A 16,192-nucleotide genomic window follows, 5' to 3' on the forward strand; every position below is an offset into this window, starting at 1 on the left:
GTGGCATGCGGACACACTTTTCTTTACTTAACCCACAAAATGTGTGTCTGGCTCGGCGTGTCGCGCGGGGGTTAGATTTGGCCTTTCTGGATGCCGATTGAGTGGGTGTAGTCGGTGTCGATAGCGTTGTCGTAGAGGGCTGGTCGTCCTGTTTCGTGGTCGGCTTGGTTCTCGTGTTGGGTCAGGGTGGAAACTTTGGCGAGTTGGTCCTGGCCCCAGTTGGACTGCCTGGCGATTCGTGCTGGATCGTCGGGCAGTTCGGTTTTTAAGTAGAGCCACCAATCCAGCATTCGGCGTTGTCGTTCGCCTGATCTGCCGCGGTGTGTTCTGGCAAGTAGTTTGATCTGGGAGTTGATGCCGCCTTCAAGGCTGTTGGTGGTGGATTTAATCCGGTTTTTCTCCAGCACACCTTCTGGTGGGGTGAGGTAGACAAACAGCAGTTCGGAGCGCCAGAGGTGGTTGAGGCTGTTGTAGGCCTTGCGCACGTTGTGATGTGTCCACGTGCGGGTCCATGTACCTGTTTTAGGGTCTTTGACCGTGGTTTTCTCGTCCATCCAGGAACGGTAGATCGTGGAGAATTCGTGCAGTTGTGCACCCCATGCTGCTGCTTGGTCCAGGGTGGTGATCCGGGTCAGTTTCAGCGCCAGTCGGTAGATGGTGCGCCCGGCATCAGTCCGGGGCCGTGAGGTGGTGTAGCGGCGTACAACGCGTTGGGCGTGGACGAGGCAACGCTGGATTTTCGTGGTGGGCCAGCACTTTTTGATCGCGCTAAACGCTCCCTGGCCGCCATCGATAACGGCGATAAGTGGGGCTTCGATGCGCTCGAGAAGTCGTTGGTAGTCGCGCGTGGTTTCGTGTTTGCACCAGTGCCAGGCGATGACATGGTCGATAGTTGCGGCAATGATCAAACAGCCGCCGGCGGTATATGTGCCGTCTAGAAACACCTGGTCGTAAACCCGCCCGATATGTCCGATGGTGGGATCTGGTACGTCAACGAGCCAGAAGGGTTCGAAGCGGCGTTGCAGTGTGCGCGGTGAGCATCCCACACGACTGGCAACGGTATCGAGGCTGGCGCCAGTGGTCAGGTGGTCAATGAAGGCGGCAAAAACCGTGGAATTGGTGATGTCGCTGCGGCGCTTCACACTCGACGCGCCGCAGTGTTTGCATCGCCACCTCGTAGTTCCTTTGCTGGTAGTGCCGTTGCGTTTCATCTCATCGCCGCAGTGGCAGCGTGGTTGGTTCTTTGACATTGCGACACCACACCACGCCGCGTGTAGCACATCACTGCTGCCACACCGCGGATTTACCGTCCCGGAGCCAAATATATGCTCCCGGAGCATATATTTCTCTGAAACCTAGAGGTCAACCACTACAAATCACCGAATCCAGACACACTTTCTGTCGTTTAACCCGCAGGTGCCAACTTGCACCCCTCGCTCGCACCCCACGCCTGACTCAAACAAGGGTTAGATACGCAAAAGCGCACGGCCCCAGGTAACTACCCGAAGCGCGTGCGCTAACTACCGAAAAACTACTTAGCAGCAGTCTCAATCATCTCGCGAATGCGGTCGATTTCCTTGCTGCGGTTACGGTTGCGACGAATGCCCATTGCGATGCCGCCAACAACAAGTGCGGCAACGACACCCAGTGCTGCCTGCACCTTCGGCTCATTCAGAGCATCGAGAACGCGGGTCTTTGCGTCATCCGCAACGTTCTTCGGATTCGTTCGCACGGTTAGCTCATCCAGAGTACGGGCGAGCTGGTTACGGTTACGCTCAATATCGCGCTGGATATCTTCAATGCTGCGAGCCACGTAAACTCCCTAAAAAGTTGAATATCTAAAGTGATTGTTCGCCTAAAAGACTAACACTTCCACTACAGCAACGTGGGCGAGCACGGGGAAAAACTCAACGCATTGCTTCAGAGTCGCCACGCACCGCTCCAGAGTCGATACGATTAAGCCATGACTACTTCTTCCTCCAGCGACAAAGAATACGGCCAGAACAACATCCGACTGGAACCTGGCAATCCTGCCCCAGCGTTTACTCTGTTCAACGACGCCGAAGAGCAGGTTTCTCTGTCGGACTACGCGGGCAAGCCCGTGCTGATTTACTTCTACCCGCGGGCCAACACCCCAGGTTGCACCACTGAGGCATGCGACTTCCGCGATGAATCCGCTGCCCTGAACGATGCCGGCATTCCAGTCGTAGGTATTTCTCCGGACAAGCCGGCGAAACTCGCAAAGTTCCGCGAGGACCACGGCTTAAACTTCACCCTTCTGTCCGATCCGGACAAGGAAACCATGACCGCGTTCGGCGCTTTCGGCGAGAAGAAGAACTACGGCAAGATTGTCCAGGGCGTCATCCGCTCGACTTTCCTGGTCAATGCCGATGGAGAAATTGAAAAGGCCTGGTACAACGTTCGCGCCAAGGGGCACGTCCAGCGCGTACTGCGTGACTTGGGTGTGGAATCACAGGCTTCCGAAAGCTAACTAGCCGCAAGGCCTACTCTGACCCTGGCCCCAAACTCTCCTCCCACATCATCCCGATTAGACGGTTTCGTAGTAGTGACTCAATCCCAGGACGCACCGAATATTCTTCGTCCCCGTCGCACTCCGGCTCAGCAACGCAGCCGAGAGCGGTACGCACGCATGCTCAGCTCGGCACGCACAGTGCTCATCGAGCACGGGTTTGAGTCTTTCACTTTCGACGAAGTCGCTCGCATCGCAGATATCCCCATTGGCACGCTCTACCAATTCTTCGCAAACAAGTATGTGATGATCTGCGAGCTCGACCGTCAGGACACTGAGGCCGTCATCGAGGAAGTCTCACGTTTCGGAGAAACAGTCCCCACCTTGAAATGGCCGGAGTTTCTCTCGGAGTTCATCGATCACCTGGCAAAGCTCTGGCGCGAGGACGTTTCTAGAAGAGCCGTATGGTTGGCTGTTCAATCAACGCCCGCCACACGCGCAACTGCAGAAGATACGAAGTCACGCCTGGTCAACGAGATTTCAAAGGTGCTGCGCCCGCTGGTGCCGTCGTCAAGCGATGCGGAACTGAACTTCATCTCCGACCTCATGATTAACGCCACGTACGCCCTGCTGAATTATGCGGTGGACCATCCGGGAAGCGATGCTGAGCGGGAAGCTCATTACGAGCTGACGGTGCAGGAAATCAAACGCATGACAATCTCTTATCTCATGAGCGTCGCGGAGGCCGCAGACTAGAGAGCGCCCCTCGCCCACCTCGGCAGGGGCATTTATTGCCCTTATCAATACGCGGAGGGTAGGCTTGCCTTAGTTTACGCTTTACTCTGGTCAGCGCGGTGGGGTTCCCTGTTTTTCGCCGCGCCTGCGCCGGAACTCCCAAACAGAATCAGAGGTTCACATGTCCACGACGCAGGGCGCTTTCCGACGGAGCCTGCTTCCCCGCTCTATTGTTCTAGCTTCGGCAATCGTAGTGAGTACGGGATTTTTACCCGCAGTCCCCGCATCGGCACAGTCACTGCCATCGATTGGACAGCTCGGCGGTTCGCTCCCCGGCATCGGCGACCTTCTCGGCGGCAGCACCGATCAGTCTGAGCGCCAGCTCTCTGTGACCCCTGCCACCGATCTGTCCGACGGCGCCACCGTGACCATCAAGGGAGTCGGCTACCCCGCTAACGCAAATATTTACCTGGCCCAGACAATCGAGAAGCCAAAGTCGGGCTACCCTTCGACCTACGGCGAAGCGGCCAAGGTGACAGTCGGCGCTGACGGAAGTTTTACGCAGGAGATGAAGGTCGCGACCAGCTTTGGCGATGTCGACTGCACCTCCACCCAGTGCTACGTAGCCTCCTTTACTGCGTTCCCTAATCTTTCTGACCGCAGCAATGACCAGTGGGTCCCCATCACCTTCAAGGCGGGTGCTACTTCCCAGGCTGCTCAATCACAGGGTTCCACCAGCGCGGCACCGAGCGGTGGCCAGAGCACTGGTTCGGGCTCGCAGTCACCGTCGCAGTCACGGGGTAACGCATCGGTGAGCCTGTCCAAGACCTCAGACTTGAACCCGAGCGGCGACACCATTCGAGTTGAAGGCAAGGGATTCAAGACCTCTGGACCGGGCATCTACGTCGGTATCGCGCAAAATGACCAGATGGATGTGACCAACGCCGATTCCTTCGGCCCGGATACCCAGTTTGTGTCTACCTCTCGCGGCAACTTGAAGTCCGACGGCAGCTTCAGCGTGGATCTTCCGGTCAGCGCGAAGTTCGGCACGGCAGACTGCATGCAGAACGCTTGCTCGGTCTACACCATTGCTGCTCACGGTTCTTCCGACCGCAGCCAGGACACGGCGACCGCGGTATCGTTTGCCGGCGGAGCTGCCAAGCAGGACGCTACCCTGCCCTCCGGCGGTGGCTCCTCACAGTCCGCAGGCAGCGCAAGCTCCGGCACCAGTGGCAGCACAGGGTCTAGTGGAACGAGTAGCACCAGCGCTTCCAGTGGCTCCAGCAGCTCCAACGGCAGCAGCTCCTCGACCGGCACCCCGTCGGTAAGCCTCTCCACCACGGAACTGAACCCATCGGGCAGCACCGCAATTACTGTCTCCGGCAGCGGATTCAAGACCAGCGGCAACGGCATCTACGTCGCAGTGGCTGAGAAGAACAAGTTCTCCACCACCAACGCTGATGCTTTCTCCGCCGCTGAGTTTGTGCGCACCTCCCAGATGTCCTCCGACGGCAGCTTCTCTACAACGCTCAATGTCGAGGCCGTCACCTCGGCCGCCAACTGCGTCGAAAATGACTGCGCGCTCTACACCTTTGCTGCTCACGGTTCCTCCGACCGCAGCCAGGACACGGCCACGGACCTCAGCGTCGGCGGCTCCGCCAAGGAACGCGAAGAAGCTGTGAAGACCGGTGCCTCCAAGACCGGAGAGTCCAAGGCCAGCGGCTCCTCCAAGGCATCTGGCAAGGTTTCCGCAAAGTCCAACGCTTCCGGCAATGGCCTCGACGAAGTTGATGTGCAGACTCAGCAGGCCGCGACCAACTCCCCGCTCCAAACCGCCGCAGTCGCCGGAACCGGCGCAATCCTGGGCGCGCTAATCTTCGGTGCCGGCATCCTGGTCGGTCGCCGTCAGAAGTCCGTCGATTAGCGCGGTGCCGGACTAGTCCAGGCGTACGACGGCGATTGCGTAGTCGCCGTCGTGCGAGATGCTTAACGACGGCCCCAGCTGCCACTCCTGATCGTGGAAATGGCGGCTCACAGCACCGTGGAGACTGATGCTCACGCGACCGTAGGCATCCGGCTGCACCTCTATTTCCCGCCAGTCCAGCTGATCGCGCGCAATCGGCGGTTGGCTGCCGAAGAGGGTCTGCGACCAGGCCTTGATGAAGGCTTCCTTCGCAGCCCAGCGGCCCGCTAAGTGACGCGCCAGCGCGCCGCCGACTGCTCCGCGGCGCCTAGCTACCAGTAGCTCCGCAGGTGTGAAAACAGCCTGCGCGAACTGACTTCCTGGCATATTCAGCTGCTCTTCGAAGCCCGGAATATAGACGAGGTCTACGCCAATCATGGCTGGAGGACACCATCGATCAGACGGGCGCCGTCGGAAAGCAGAACTGCCTTTTCCAATGCAGCGGGTGAACCGAACCGACCACCGTCCGCCAGGTTTCGCTCGCGTGGACGCTCGTAGAGGGCTTCCCCACCGTAAATAGCCTCATCAATGCGACGCAGACCAGCCGCTTCGCGGTTGTACGCCGCGGACCGCCAACGCTCCGCAGCCTCAGCGCCATCGTGCTGCACTATCGCTTGGTAGAAAGCTTCCGGATGCACGACTGCCACCAGTGCCGAGACATGTCCGAACCCGAGCGAGGTAACAAAGCCAGCCTTCAGCGGCAACGTATTGCCGAAATTGACTGCCTTCGTTGGCCATACCAGACGCGAATGCTCAGCCAATGCGGGATCGACGCAGTCCAGCGATCGATTACCTGGCACAATGCCGCTGCGCAACACCTGGGTCAGACCAATGATCTGGAACGCTGCAGCACCACCCTTAGCGTGTCCCGTCAGCGATTTCTGAGAGACCACCAACAGCGGGTTAGAGCGCTCGCGACCGAGTTCATCTGCAATGCGTTCATGCAGTTCGGACTCATTTGGGTCGTTGGCATTGGTCGAGGTGTCGTGCTTGGACAACACCGCGACCTGATCCGCAGTGACATCGAGTACTGCAAGGGCGCGAGCCAACCGAGACTTCTCGCCGCCCTGAGCGGCCGCTAGCGCGCCCAAACCCGGCGCCGGAATGGATGTGTGCGCGCCGTCGGCGAAGGACTGGGCGTATGCGACGACACCGAGCACGGGGAGCCCCATGTCACGGGCGATGTCTCCGCGAGCCAACAGCACCGTGCCACCGCCTTGCGATTCCACAAAACCTCCGCGTCGACGATCGTTCGGCCTGGAGAAGTACTCATGCTCGATGCCTTTGTCTTCCATGGTGGCGGAGTCAGCTGTGGCGGCCATGTCGCCGAAACCTGTGATTCCCTCTGTGGATAGGTCATCAAAGCCACCCGCGACAACAAAATCTGCCTTACCCAGGGCAATCTTGTCGACGCCCTCCTCCACCGACACCGCTGCCGTCGCACAGGCTGCCACAGGGTGAATCATCTGCCCGTAGCCACCGACATACGACTGCATAACGTGGGCGGCAATAACATTTGGCAATGCCTCCTGCAGGACGTCATTGGCTCGCGGTTGCCCCAGCAGGCCGTCGATGTAAAGACTGCGCAGCGACTCCATCGCACCAATACCTGTGCCCTGTGTCGACGACACTCGCGCCGGGTTGACCGCTTCCAGCAGCTGCGCTGGGCTGAAGCCCGATGACAAGAAGGCATCGACAGTACAGACAATGTTCCACAAGCTCACGCGGTCCAGATTGTCCATCATGTCTGCCGGAATACCGTAGCGTGCCGGGTCAAAGCCCTGCGGAATTTGACCGCCAACATAGCGGCTCATCGCCATTCGGCGCGGAACCTGAACTGGCGTGCCAGCGGCCCGTGTCACAAGCCACTGCCCTGTCTCGGCATCGAAGCTCGCAGTGGTGTTGTCCGGGTTGGAACTGACAAAAGTCTCCGCTGCCGCGCGGTCACGCACAGCAAAGCTCAACGCACGATCCAGGTAGACCGTGGTCAGCTCAGTCATCGTATTATCAACCAAATCGCCATCATCGGCGTAACGACGCACACCAACTCGCGCCAGCACTTCATCGCGGTAACGCGAAGCAATGTCGCTTTCTGCCAACGGTTGCCCGTCGGCATCGCGCCAGCCACCCTCATAGGAAATCAACCCCATTGACCAGGCTAATTCCACAATTCCTGCTGCAGAAATATCATCGACTTCAGCCTCAAAGCGCGTCCGGGAAGAACCGTACGGCCCAAGCTCACCGGCGCCCACAATGACCACCATGTCCTCCAGAGCCGCTGCGATGTCACCAAAGGTCGGTGTTGTCTGCGCAATTGGTCGGCGAGGGCTTGGCAGACCGCTCAAAACACGGCTTGACGACGGCTCCTGCGAACGCGCCCCGCTAGCGACCTCGGAGCTTTGAGCTGTTGGGCCAGCCGCCTGCGCAGCCTCCTGCGCCAATTGCGCAATGTTGAGGTCGACGTCACCCAATCCGCCGGTGAGATCGGCCTGAATCGGGCGGGTTTGTGCCTTCTTCCGAGCCTCCGAGCTCGCGAGCTCAATGAGTTCAGCTGCCATTTCTTCGGTGGAGAAGGTGCGAACTCCCTTTGCTTCCACTGCAGCAACCAATGGGTCGTTTCCACCCATCAGGTTGGTGCCTCGAACCCAACCAATCTGTGCATGAGCCAGAGTGGTGCGGGTGCGCCAAGCGTCCTCCACATTCCAGCGCGCCACCACTGCATCGAGTGCGGCCTTGGCTTCACCATAGGCACCATCACCGCCGAAGCGACCACGGTTCGGTGAACCCGGCAGCACCACATGCAAACGATGGTCCAGATTATTGTCCCCGCCAAGTGCTGACATCCCTGCGATGAGTCGTTCCACCGACCACAGAAGCAGACGCATTTGGGTCTCGGACGCAGGACCGGCGTCGGCAAGCGAACCCGAAACCGTAGGCGCCGCGAACGGGAATAGCAACGTCGGTGACAGTGCAGGCTTGGTCACAACCACTTCCGCACCAATCGTCGTAGTCTGCTCGGTTCCGATCCAGTCGATAAGGGAATCCAGGTCCTGGAAGCTGGACAGGTTCGCCGGTACCACCCACAGCTTCGCCTCGCCCTGCGCATGCATGCGGTAGAGCTGCTTGTAGAAGCTCAGGCGCTCATGTCCCAGGCGTGAGGTAGTGACAACAACGGTTGCTCCCTGAGACAGCAACTGTGCAGTCACAGCGGAGCCAATCGAATTTGGCGATGCACCGGTAACAACTGCGATGTCGGCATTCATCGATAGTTCGTCCACATTCGTGATGGACTCATCCGCCAGCTGTCGGTAGATACTCGCCAACTGTGTTCGCCCTGCCGCGTCTGCCTTGGCAGCCCACCACTGTGCCTGCTCGACTGCGGTTTCGTGGATACTGCCCGGCGCGGTGTCAGCCACGTCTTCATCAGCGGCTGCCCAGAGGCGTGCTAGGTCATCGCGGGAGGTGGCCCAGCGGTCGTCGAGCAGCACTGCCTTGGTGGGCGTAAACGTCGGGGTGACCAGCTTCGGCCAGTCCGCACCGAGTTCAGCAGTGACGAGATTTACCAGGTTGCTGTCGGCGTCTTCGGCATCGAAGTCAATGGCACCGGTAATCTCGTGGCCGAGTTGCTCCAGAATCGTGCGTGCAGCGGTGGCAAGAATTCCTCGTTGACCAGTCAGTTTATCTGCAAACTCAGTGAGTGCAGCCGAGTCGACCATCCCAGCACTACTGTCGCTTGCCGACGGCTTAGCGACAGATACACCTCGCTGCGAGGCGACCGCGAGGATTGCTTCATCGATCAGCTGGTTGAGTTCAGCAGTACTGGTTGGGGCGGCCGGTGCCAGATGCGCAAGATCACCGCCGCGCAGGGATGCGCCCTCACGAGTACCGAGCATCATCTCGGCGCTAACTGCGGTTGCCCACCCCTTGCCGAGCTGCCATTCATCGACCACATAGTCATCGATGTAATTCGCGCCTGCACCGGCAGGACCGGTAATCCGGCGAATACCGTCGGCAATGGCTTCGGAGAGAATCGGACCGAATGCCGAATACCCACTGGCCAAGCTATCAATCTTGTCCTTTAGATCAGCCAGTTCCGCATCTGCGGCCCCTTCGATTGAACCGAGGTCGAATTCCACTCCGAGATCGAGCAGCAGTTGATTGCGTCGAGATGAGACTCCATCGACCAGAGTCTCAATGGAGTCGGCGGCGCCGAGCTGGTCGGGGCGCACCTTCGTCCATTGGCAAATAAGAACTTCCAGCGCTTCTGCCGGGCTGACTGCGATATCAGCAACTTCGGCAGCCGGAGTGGCAGCACTCGTGATCGTGGTTGCCTGTTCGGTCGCCGCGGATTGGTCTGCGGATACCGCCGGCGCCGCTGATCCTGCTTCTCCCGATGCTCCTGCTGCTCCAGATAGGGTCTGCGCCGCGTCCTGCTCTGGTGTCACCTCCGACTCGGGCTCAGTCTTTTCCGGCTGAATTTGGTCGCGCATAAACGCTGCATCAGCATCACGCTCGAGATTGAGCACTCGAATGTCACGGCTTCGGTGGCGGGGCAACTGGCAGGTACGGGCAGCCAGGTTTGCCAGTGTGGGCGCTGTACCTACACCGACTTCAATAATGCGGCTGACACCGAGATCCTCAAGCAACAGATCCTGAGTTTCGACCCACCTCACCGGTGAGCAGAATTGCCAGGCCAGCAACTCGACCAGCAACATGCGGGCCAGGCGCGCCGGGTTTTCAGCAGCAGTATCAAAGTCGGCAAGGATGTTTTCCAGAATGTCTGAGTCGACGACTGCAGCCATCTGGCGGACGAACTTCTCGGTCAGCTCAAAAGAGGTCGCGGTGAGATTCGGGATATAGCGTCCCACCAGGCGTTCTGGAGCGATTTCCGCTGGCAGCAGCCGCTCCAGGTGTTTACGGAAGGAATCCACACCGTCGCGTAGGACACTGGAGTGGAATGGCACATCAATACCTGGGATACGCACGTATCCCTTGCCGTCCGAGCTGCGGCGCTCGCACTGTTCAGCCAGTGCCGCAAGGCCCGCGACGGTGCCGGCGACGGCGTACTGCTTGCCTGCCAGGTTGAGATTTACGACTTCGAGGAACTCACCGGTTTCCTGCGACAACCGATTAACAAACTCAGTGACCTCGTCCTCGCGTACGCCGATCTTGTCCGGACGCAGGGCGCACAAACCATAGTTGGACCTCCCCTGCTCATCACGTTCGACCAGTTCATGCATGGTCAAACCGCGGCGGTAGACAACCTCCAACACGGCATCTGCGTCAAGCGCACCAGCGAAAGCCGCCAGCGCGTTGTACTCACCGACAGAGTGTCCCGCAAAGTGAGCTGTTTCATCCAGCAGCCCTGCTTCACGGAGCTCCGCAACCTGCGCCAGCCCCAACGTCGCCATCGCAACCTGGGTGAACTGAGTCAGATTCAGGACACCTTCTGGGTGGAAATAGCGCACACCATCCACAACCACCTCTACCGGGTTGTCCCGAACAATAGCCAGTACGGAAAAGCCAAGCTTCTCTCGGGTCATCGCATCCGCCTGGTCCCACACGCGGCGGGCCGCTACGCTGCGAGTCCGGGCAGACAGCCCCATCCCCTGTGATTGAATCCCCTGGCCAGGGAAGACATATGCAGTCGTCGGTGCGGCAATTACAGCAGTGGCAGTCAGTACCAGCTCGCCCTCTACTGTGGCCGTGACTTCACGGACTTCACCGGCGCCTGGACGGTCATCAAAACCACGGCGTTCGACAGAGAATTTCACTTCCTGACCAGGTAGAACCGGACTCAGCATAGTCGCAGTGAACTCAATCACCCGATTGCCAATGCCGGCATCCGACGTGGCAACAGCCGCATGCTCGGCCATCGCCGACAGCCACATTCCATGGACAATAACCCCTGGTAGACCAGCTAGCGCTGCTGCCCGGGAATCGACGTGGATAGGATTGCGATCGCCCGTGACACAGCTAAATGGCTCCATCGCCTTAGGCGCTTCCACGGTCAAGGCACCGCGGAAACTCCGTGGCGTATCCGTGACCGTTGGAAATGGCACAGTATTGGTCCGCGCTGTCTCGCCGCCGTTTCGGCCACGAATGGCAAAGCGTTCACTCAAGGTGGCGAGCAGCGTATCGCCATCACGAACCTCCGCGCGCACCACAACTAGTCGCCCTAAGTCCGTATCAACGGCCTCGTCGACACGCGCACTAATCCGCAACGTTGTGGTTTCCTGCGGCAGAGCTCCAATCATACGAATGTGATGCTCAAGGTGAACAAGCGCGAGCATGCCCTCAACAACATCAATGCCGGTCTCAGTACGCGCCTGCGCGACTGCCGCAAAAATCGCTGGCCAAGCATGCCCGACCAACGCGTCCGGCACCGTCGCCTGTGACTCATCGCCGGCAGCTGCAATAGTGACCGCATCGTAGTCAGCCATCGCCATCGGATCCCACACGGATTCCCACTCCGCGACCCCATCGACGATGTTTGCAAGCTCACCGCCAGCCGCGATTCGCGTCAGCTCCCGCATCGCGGCTGCCGCATCCTCATGCTTGACGACGGGCACTGCGCCCACCGCTGCACTCTGGCACAGGCGAATTCGCAGTTGCGTATTCTCCCCCGCAGCATCGGGCAGCGGAACGGTCAGCTGTGCCCAGACGAGCTCCTCCCCGCCCTCATCATTGCTGCCATCAGCTCCAATGGTCTCCAAAATGGCACCAGTACCTGGGTGCTCCAGGCGTTGTGAACGAGAGACATCACTTGCGTCAGATACACATACCCACTCATGTTCCGCGCCAAGTGCCAGCGCCGGATTCGGCTGCTGTCGACCAGCCCACCAAATCACAGGTGCTGCGAGCATCCGGCTGAGGGCGTCAACAGGTGCCTCCGGCAGGTAGCCGGTATCCGTCAATGCCTGTGCAGTAGCTTTTTCAAACCGACCCAGAATTTCCGCTACTGGCTCATTCGCGCGGGTAATGCCCGAAACAGCCTGCGGCCCTGGGATGATGCAGACTTGATCCGCATCGTAGCGAGAGTCATGCGCCTGCCATAGGGAGTCCGATCGCCACCAGCGACGAACCTCATCATCGATAACCGGAACGAATGGCACAGGTTTGCCAGGTGTGCGGCAGAGCTCAGAGATAAAGAAGGTGACATCTGCTGGGTGGAGCTGGGTATCCAGATCCAGCAGGCCGGATAGTCGCGAGATTTCATTCTGCGGCTGAGTGCGCAAGCTGTCGCCGTCGGCAAGCGCGTCAAACGTGCCCGCGTCGACTGCATTCAATCGTGCCTCTACGCGATCGACGAGTGCGACAAAGCGCGTCGACCACGTTGGATCGAGGAACGTCCCTTCGGGCGCACACAATTCGAGATAGCGATTCAGCACCTCGGCATACGTCATGGTGACGACATCCCCGAAGTACGGCTTCGCGGTGGCGTTAATTGCCTCGATGATCTCTGCGCGTCGTTCGGTGACCTTAGTGAGGTCACCTGCGACTTCGTCAAGCAATCTGCCTGCGCGTGCTGCGGCGTTATCAATTTCGTGGATATCAGCGCCCAACTGGCTGCGTCCCGACGCCATGCCATCCATGGCGCTACCAGCGGGGATCCAGTTGTCAGTGCCGACGGTGTCGACCAGCATCTGTTTCACGGACTCAGAGGCGGTCGACTCCTTGGCTGCCATCGCAGCTGTGCCGATGATGACAGCATCGACCGGCATCGGCGCCAATCCGTACCGTGTCGACCACGTGCCCATCAGATAATCACGGGCCTGTTCTGGCTTGCCGATACCGCCGCCAACAGCAAGCACCACATCTCGCTTGCGGATCTTTGCGTAGGTGTTAATTAGCAGGTCATCGAGGTCTTCCCAGGAATGGTGGCCGCCGGCACGCCCACCTTCAACCTGCATGATGATTGGATACGGTGTGCCCTGCTGCGCCAAGGTGTCTGCAATTTCGAGCACCGACTCGATTTGTGCGATTGTGCCCGGTTTGAAGGAGATATGCGGAATCCCGCCCTCACGCAGCTGCTTTACTAGCTCAACTGCCTCGTCCACCTCGGGGATTCCCGCGGAGATGGTGACTCCATCAATCGGTCGCCCCGCTGCCACTGCGCGCGGGAGCAAACGGCGGCTTCCAATGTGCAAACCCCACAGGTACGGATCCAAAAACATGGTGTTGAACTGTGCACTGCGCCCCTCCTCGAGCAGATCGGAGAGTCGCGCCACATTAGCCTCGAAGATTTCCGGCGTGACTTGGCCGCCACCGGCCAGCTCCGCCCAGAACCCCGCATTCGCAGCAGCCGCCACGATCTCAGGGTCAACGGTTGTCGGGGTCATACCGCCGAGCAGAATTGGCGAGCGCCCGGTCAACTTGGTGAACTTCGTCTCGACACGGGGCTTGTCTCCAGTGACCAGACGCGGCGCAAACTCCAGCCACGATGTCGGGTGCTCAATGTCGCTCTCAGACAGGACGCCCCTCCCCGCAGCTGTCGCCGCAGGAATCACCGCCACGCCATAGCCTTCAGCGTTGCGTTCTGTCAGCTTGACGACGCCTGTGTTCGGCCCCAGATCCAAAATGGTGGTTGCTCCTTGGTCGATGAGCCCCCGTACCTCGGCGCTCCAGTCACTGGGGTCAACCAAGATTGCACGCGCAAGCCGGTCCGCCGTTTCCGCATCTAGCCCAATGCGCTCAGCTCGCTCCACTACCCATGCCACAGCAGGTACCAGCGCTGGGTGATGGAATGCGCCACTAACTGGCAGAACTGTACATTCGACTCTCCGACCCTTCGGCTGCTGCGTTGTGAGCTGCTCTGCCAGCTGGTCTAGTTCATCCTGCTTGCCGATAACTACGCTGGTAGTCTGCGTATTCTTCAGACCGATGACACAGCCCTGGGGGAGGAAAGGCTCCAACTCCTCGACCGTCAGGCCAGAGATACTCATCATCGGCGCGTGCCCAAATCCGGCTACTCGGCTTCCGCGCGCACACGCCACACCGATGAGGCGAGCTAGCGCCAGAAGCTCTGCTGCCTTCTCTGGGCGAGCGACAATCTCAGCGGCAAGAACACCTTGCGAATGACCGGTTACCGCTACCGCTTCGGTGATATTAATTCCCTGCTTTTCCAGCAACTCGACAATGCCCAACTGTGCCAAGACGATGCCCGGGACGCTGACCGCAGGGTTGGTTGTATCTCCGGTAAATGGCTCGTCTGTAACGAGTGAGATTGCCCAGCCAAAGGGGTCGAAACCTGCGGGAAGCTGGCCGATGAGATCGTCGTCAAGCGGTGTGAGCAGTTCCTCAGCGCGAGTGAAAACTTCCCGTAGTTTCTTTGAGTTGCCACTGGCCATGACGCTGGAGAGAGTGTCCAGCCATGGTTGCGATTGACCGGCGAAAGTGACTGCAAAAGTGCCCAGGTCTGGAGCAGTTACGACGTTGGTCTGCAAAGTGGCGAGTTTTTCGTATTTCACGTGGCTGAGGTCCTTGTCTTGTGGAGTACGAAATGAAAACATCTTTTGTTTCCAAATCCTTGCCAGGACACTATGCCATAAATCATGAGGAATCCATCATGTTTTTCTCGCGCAGTTTCGCGGCGCCATCAACGCGAAGATAATTTGCAGCCCCAAAACGAGAGGCTGAACACGGCTGCGAAATCAGCGAGTACAACGCTTCGAAAGCGCAAGAACTTCGCAGGTAGGAAACAGTGTTCCCCTGTCGAAAAGTTGCTTGCGCTTCACCACCCTGGCAGCGCCGGCGGTGGAAAATAAAACGCGGAAGACCGAGCCAATTTATGCCCAATCGGTGATGAACATCACACCCGGAATGCGTGTCAATGGGCGCCGAGAACGCTCAATCTTTCCTCGATTAATCGCCTAGCATATCCAGAATTGTGGACTCCGCTTCTTCTAAGCGCCGCTCTGACTCTTCAAGGTCCTGCTGCGACTTACCATCGCGCTCGACCTTGCCGTCGAAGATTGCGCAGGGATCATCGTTGACCACAGTGTCGTCGGGAACTATGCCACGACGCGCCATGTACTCATCCAGATGCATCGAGATGCTCATGTTGCCTCCCTGCTTCCACCTTACGATTCAAGATACGATTCGATCAGCGTCATTGTATCGACAGATTCGATTGCCCTACGCAGTGGAATGAGCGGACAGAGGTTTCCCAGAATGGTACTCACGCGCGCTGTGCGGCTGCCCCGTCTTGCGTTCCCCTTATCGATGCGAAAACTGTCGCAGGTCTACGACCGGTCTGGCGGCCAGGGTTTTCCATCGGGGAAATACCGGTCAAACTTCCAGCCCAGGCGGAACGGAAGCACAAACTTAGGAGGGCAGTTGTTGGCCTCCCACATTGTCTCCGGCTTAGCTGCGTGTTCAGCCACCTTACGGTCGGTGTACACCCCGTGACATATAGGGTCGTAGTAGTCTGGCTCGTCAATCTTGTGGGCGGGCGTACCACTAAATACCCCGTAGAGAATCTGGTCGCGGCTTTCGACCTCGACCTCGAAATCTTCCCAGGTACCAATCATGTCGCCAGGTTGTGCACGCCACCAGTCGTCTATCTTGCGGGCGGTCTCCTCGGACTCGACGAACCCGCCGAGAGGTTCAGTGTTATCCGGATAGCGGGGATAAACGACGCAGACAACAATTTTCATAGTCATGGTTCTACACCGTGCACGGGAGATTAGCGACCTTGGAATAGCTTCGGGCGGGAAATGGGGCAGATTTTGGGCACGCAGCGTAATGAGGGCGAAAAATCTGGCGGGCTGGAGAACGAAAACACCCCGTGACCTGCATAGTCACGGGGTATTTATGTGTGCGCCTGGGGAGACTTGAACTCCCACGCCCTAAGGCACTGGAACCTAAATCCAGCGCGTCTGCCAATTCCGCCACAGGCGCCCGTCGCGAATCCGTGACAGTTACGTACAGTCCCCGTAAGCATGGACTACCTATTAGCCACCTACAGGCACAACGAACTTTCACAGCTCATTTGGACTGTACACACTTTAACGGGTTTGCCG

At 58.8% G+C, this 16,192-nt stretch carries 9 protein-coding genes and 1 tRNA gene; 3 read left to right on the plus strand and 7 right to left on the minus strand.

Features of this window, described 5'->3' with window-relative positions; all coding sequences use genetic code 11:
* Positions 1 to 71: 71 nt before the first annotated feature.
* Positions 72 to 1,250: an IS1249 family transposase gene (locus HMPREF2878_RS00205; RefSeq protein ID WP_048732261.1), complete on the minus strand. Its 1,179-nt coding sequence runs from the start codon at positions 1,248 to 1,250 to the stop codon at positions 72 to 74.
* Between the two features lie 281 nt (positions 1,251 to 1,531).
* Positions 1,532 to 1,813, minus strand: coding sequence for a DUF3618 domain-containing protein (locus HMPREF2878_RS00210; RefSeq protein WP_005511166.1), 282 nt, complete (start codon positions 1,811 to 1,813; stop codon positions 1,532 to 1,534).
* 150 nt (positions 1,814 to 1,963) lie between these two features.
* On the opposite strand from HMPREF2878_RS00210, the gene bcp reads away from it, so the two are divergent.
* From bcp to HMPREF2878_RS00225, 3 genes are all read left to right on the plus strand, one after another.
* Positions 1,964 to 2,491 carry a thioredoxin-dependent thiol peroxidase gene (bcp, locus tag HMPREF2878_RS00215; RefSeq protein ID WP_070652664.1) on the plus strand — a complete coding sequence of 176 codons (528 nt, stop codon included), beginning with the start codon at positions 1,964 to 1,966 and terminating at the stop codon, positions 2,489 to 2,491.
* A 75-nt stretch (positions 2,492 to 2,566) separates the two neighbouring features.
* Positions 2,567 to 3,226, plus strand: coding sequence for a TetR/AcrR family transcriptional regulator (locus HMPREF2878_RS00220; RefSeq protein WP_070429773.1), 660 nt, complete (start codon positions 2,567 to 2,569; stop codon positions 3,224 to 3,226).
* A 160-nt stretch (positions 3,227 to 3,386) separates the two neighbouring features.
* Positions 3,387 to 5,129, plus strand: coding sequence for a neocarzinostatin apoprotein domain-containing protein (locus tag HMPREF2878_RS00225; RefSeq protein ID WP_070652665.1), 1,743 nt, complete (start codon positions 3,387 to 3,389; stop codon positions 5,127 to 5,129).
* A 12-nt stretch (positions 5,130 to 5,141) separates the two neighbouring features.
* Here the strand turns inward: HMPREF2878_RS00225 and HMPREF2878_RS00230 are convergent, their stop codons facing one another.
* The 5 genes from HMPREF2878_RS00230 to HMPREF2878_RS00250 all read right to left on the minus strand — a co-directional run bounded on the left by HMPREF2878_RS00230 (position 5,142) and on the right by HMPREF2878_RS00250 (position 16,070).
* Positions 5,142 to 5,546: a holo-ACP synthase AcpS gene (locus tag HMPREF2878_RS00230; RefSeq protein ID WP_016422272.1), complete on the minus strand. Its 405-nt coding sequence runs from the start codon at positions 5,544 to 5,546 to the stop codon at positions 5,142 to 5,144.
* Positions 5,543 to 14,680, minus strand: coding sequence for a type I polyketide synthase (locus HMPREF2878_RS00235; protein ID WP_246821873.1), 9,138 nt, complete (start codon positions 14,678 to 14,680; stop codon positions 5,543 to 5,545). The genes HMPREF2878_RS00230 and HMPREF2878_RS00235 overlap by 4 nt, the downstream gene beginning before the upstream one ends.
* A 352-nt stretch (positions 14,681 to 15,032) precedes the next feature.
* A complete protein-coding gene (locus tag HMPREF2878_RS00240) occupies positions 15,033 to 15,230 on the minus strand; it encodes a hypothetical protein (protein WP_016422270.1) in 198 nt (65 codons plus the stop codon).
* Between the two features lie 182 nt (positions 15,231 to 15,412).
* Positions 15,413 to 15,832, minus strand: coding sequence for a hypothetical protein (locus HMPREF2878_RS00245; protein ID WP_070546260.1), 420 nt, complete (start codon positions 15,830 to 15,832; stop codon positions 15,413 to 15,415).
* Positions 15,833 to 15,988: 156 nt separating this feature from the next.
* Positions 15,989 to 16,070: transfer RNA gene (locus HMPREF2878_RS00250), tRNA-Leu, on the minus strand.
* Between the last annotated feature and the right edge of the window lie 122 nt (positions 16,071 to 16,192).

The organism is Corynebacterium sp. HMSC065H09 (genome assembly GCF_001812845.1).
Lineage (GTDB): Bacteria > Actinomycetota > Actinomycetes > Mycobacteriales > Mycobacteriaceae > Corynebacterium > Corynebacterium jeikeium_D.

Excerpts from the sequence above, each read along its gene's own strand:
- HMPREF2878_RS00205 (WP_048732261.1), bottom strand. The coding sequence starts at position 1,250 with ATGTCAAAGAACCAACCACGCTGCCACTGCGGCGATGAGATGAAACGC.
- bcp (WP_070652664.1), top strand. The coding sequence starts at position 1,964 with ATGACTACTTCTTCCTCCAGCGACAAAGAATACGGCCAGAACAACATC.
- HMPREF2878_RS00225 (WP_070652665.1), top strand. The coding sequence starts at position 3,387 with ATGTCCACGACGCAGGGCGCTTTCCGACGGAGCCTGCTTCCCCGCTCT.
- HMPREF2878_RS00230 (WP_016422272.1), bottom strand. The coding sequence starts at position 5,546 with ATGATTGGCGTAGACCTCGTCTATATTCCGGGCTTCGAAGAGCAGCTG.
- HMPREF2878_RS00235 (WP_246821873.1), bottom strand. The coding sequence starts at position 14,680 with ATGTTTTCATTTCGTACTCCACAAGACAAGGACCTCAGCCACGTGAAA.
- HMPREF2878_RS00240 (WP_016422270.1), bottom strand. The coding sequence starts at position 15,230 with ATGAGCATCTCGATGCATCTGGATGAGTACATGGCGCGTCGTGGCATA.
- HMPREF2878_RS00245 (WP_070546260.1), bottom strand. The coding sequence starts at position 15,832 with ATGACTATGAAAATTGTTGTCTGCGTCGTTTATCCCCGCTATCCGGAT.